The sequence below is a fragment of the Leptothoe sp. LEGE 181152 genome (genome assembly GCF_032906605.1).
Classification (GTDB): domain Bacteria; phylum Cyanobacteriota; class Cyanobacteriia; order Phormidesmidales; family Phormidesmidaceae; genus Leptothoe; species Leptothoe turfae.
Window position 1 is genome coordinate 1 of the sequence record NZ_JASATU010000063.1, and the last position, 2836, is coordinate 2836.

The 2836-nt window shown below is 41.5% G+C and carries 3 protein-coding genes and 1 rRNA gene; 1 reads left to right on the forward strand and 3 read right to left on the reverse strand.

The features are described from left to right. Positions 1–109 (forward strand): 5S ribosomal RNA (gene rrf, locus QGP82_RS29125); the annotation flags it as partial. A gap of 158 nt (positions 110–267) precedes the next feature. On the opposite strand, the gene QGP82_RS29130 is transcribed toward rrf, so the two are convergent. The 3 genes from QGP82_RS29130 to QGP82_RS29140 all read right to left on the reverse strand — a co-directional run bounded on the left by QGP82_RS29130 (position 268) and on the right by QGP82_RS29140 (position 2255). Continuing rightward, positions 268–582: a hypothetical protein gene (locus QGP82_RS29130; RefSeq protein ID WP_431732101.1), complete on the reverse strand. Its 315-nt coding sequence runs from the start codon at positions 580–582 to the stop codon at positions 268–270. A 116-nt stretch (positions 583–698) separates the two neighbouring features. Next, on the reverse strand, positions 699–1430 hold the full coding sequence (locus QGP82_RS29135) for a DUF4231 domain-containing protein (RefSeq protein WP_163667110.1): 732 nt from the start codon (positions 1428–1430) through the stop codon (positions 699–701). 30 nt (positions 1431–1460) lie between these two features. After that, positions 1461–2255 (reverse strand): TRP family putative cation channel, encoded by a 795-nt coding sequence (locus QGP82_RS29140; protein WP_163667107.1) that lies wholly within the window; start codon positions 2253–2255, stop codon positions 1461–1463. Positions 2256–2836: the final 581 nt, after the last annotated feature.

A 2836-nucleotide genomic window follows, 5' to 3' on the forward strand; every position in this document is an offset into this window, starting at 1 on the left:
CAATGGCGGTGTGGTCCCACTCCGACCCATCCCGAACTCGGTTGTGAAACGCACCTGCGGTGAAGATAGTGAGGGGGTTGCCCCTTGTGAAAATAGCTCGGTGCCAGGGTCCTAATCTACAAAGCGCATCATACTAATTACAGTATGATGCGCTTTAGTTTTATTTCTGTGCTACATCAGGTTTCCAGAGCTTAACATTCAAAGCTAAGAACAGATATTATATTTGGTCATATCTCTTATGACTATCATGGGTTTGAAGAGTTATTCTCAACCTGATTTGTTCTGTTGGTCTTCATTGTTGTTCTCAGGATAGGTCTCATTTTCGGTATTGCCGTACATTTCGGCCAGTCTATCTTGCATATCTTGCAACCAGCTGACATGTTCACTCCGAATAATAGCCTCGGTACTGATCACCAGTCGTTCGCAGTTCTTAGAATTTTGTTTTTGATCTAGTGATAAGCTATTCCACCAGGCTTCGACATCATAAAGTCCATCTGCCGCCCGGTTATAACCAACCAGAGTTGCTTCTACACGCTTAAAGTCAAGATAATTGCTTAATGCACCTGTTAAGGCAACAGTGATAGCTACCCAGCTTTGTCATTTAACCGCTGCTAGCAAGGTTCCTAATCCCCCAAAAAATAAATACTTCCTTCTAAAAACTGTAGTTGTCGGTCTAGCTGTTGGCTTTTATTGCGATATCAAAAGAATTGCTCCTCTAGACGGTATCTCAGATAATCTTCGGCACTGAGATCTGAAAACTCATCGTCTGGAATAGAATTTTTTTCACTTAGTTTTTCGAGACCAAAAAGTTGATTCCATAGTTGCAGGAACAATTTGCCAATTAGTCTAATCGAGAGGGTAATTATTTTGATTACCCAGCCGAGTTTATAGTGTGAAGGTGGTTCTTCTTCATCAGGATTAAGAGCAGCTTGGTGTACAGCGCTTCCTTTAAGTCGTTCGCTGACAAGTTTTGTCTTGTGGGCTAAAATCTCATTTCGATTTTCTTTATATTCTCGAATACGGGTTCGATAGCAGTAGATTTCACTTTTTAAGACTTCGGCGCTACCTCTTAGAAGTAGCCAATTATTCCCTCGGTCAAACTTTACGGCAAAAGCCAGCAAAGCGGAGATAGTTATTGGGAGAATGATCAGGCAATGCTGAAGTGTGGGCTGTAGTATGTGTATACCAGATAGAAATGGTTTTTGGAGGTGATTAATACTATCGATCTTTGTAAGTTGTAATTTAGTCAGAGAGGCATCAATAACTGATAATGCAACAACTACAACGCTTAGAACTAATAGTAGATTGCGCAGAAATGCAAAGCGAGCGCGATAACGGCTTGCATTTTTGCTATACACTTTGTGCCGATTCCATGCGAAATCGAGCAATTTTCGATCAGGTGCTTCTGTAGGCGATTTATCCTGACTCATAAGCTTGATAGCTGTTGCACATATCAGCTATCAGATTACCTTAAGATTGAAATGCATTTTCAATTGCTTGGTTAGGGCATCTAGAGGTTTGTTTAACTCGAAGATTGACAGCTGGCTTGGGTAATAAGATTTCACTAGATCCTGAATCATAGAATTAGTGGAAGGTGCGAGTCCACTAATAGTGTTTGCGATCTCATCTGCCAATCTACCACTGCCCGCAATGATTATGGTTTGCTGACCGACGGAAAGGTTGAGTACTAGATCACTCAATGAAATTTTTCCACCATTAATCAAAATAGTAATTGAAGGGTAGCGATCGGCTAGGGTGGATGCACAATGGGCAAGCCAAGGTGATTCGTTTCCCCAGTTAATACCTGGAATTAAGGCGAAATGCGTATGATGTTCTTCTAAATCAGTAAGTTCTCTGGTTTCAATATCAATAGCTAAGTTGAGGGAATGGCCTGGTAAGTTGACTTTTGCTTTTGGGGCAACGCCGACTAAGTTAAAGCTACCACCAATATGCTGACGTGCTTGTCCCATCATTTGGATAACACCAGCGTCTGTTCCTCCATCAAAAACTGTAACTCCATAGGTTTCAGCGATTGGAGCTAAGACTTTTGTGAATAGGTGCTCTACTCTAACTTTACTTTCTGGACTCATCTTACTTGCCCCACCGATGATTACCATGCTGGGGGATGGCAAGTTTAATCCCAACGCATCTAAAGATTTGGCGTAACTGAAGGTATCTGGTACATCTAGCACGTAGGCTGTTTGGCCACTAGAAAACGTATATTTGAAGGCGTCGTCGGTAGAGTTTTTGCGCATTGATGCCTCCTACCTTGCTATTTGCTTCAGGTCTAATTGCCTTAAGCAAGAACATATATAACGTTTGTTAGCCATAAACTTGAGAGTGCTTAGAGCACCTGCTGTATTTGGGAACAAAGAGCAAAGTAGATATTCAGTCTAAATGTACCTTTCGGAAAATAGAATTAAACTTCTTGATATCTTGGACTGGAGCAGTAAACTTGACACAATTTTAACTGGCTCAGCCATTGATCAGTATTTAACTGGCATTATTTAACTGGCTAAATACTTTTAAATAGAGAGTTTGCCTCAGTTCACGCATGGTGTTTAGCTCAGTATATTAAGCTGGGCAAAAGTTATGGTTAGAGATTAGGTGAGTTTAGTGGGAGCTGCTGATTCACACAACTTCGGGCTCTTGGCGACTTTTGGTGATCGCGCTACCCTAGCCTGAACCATCGCCCCAGAAGACTATCTATTTGTTAAAATTAGTCGCTTAGCCAATAGGTCTAGCTCTGCCCGTCCAAACATTTGTCGTTTCAGCATTTTTAATCGATTATTTTGGCCTTCAACGGGGCCATTGCTAACCTCTAATGTAACGCCAG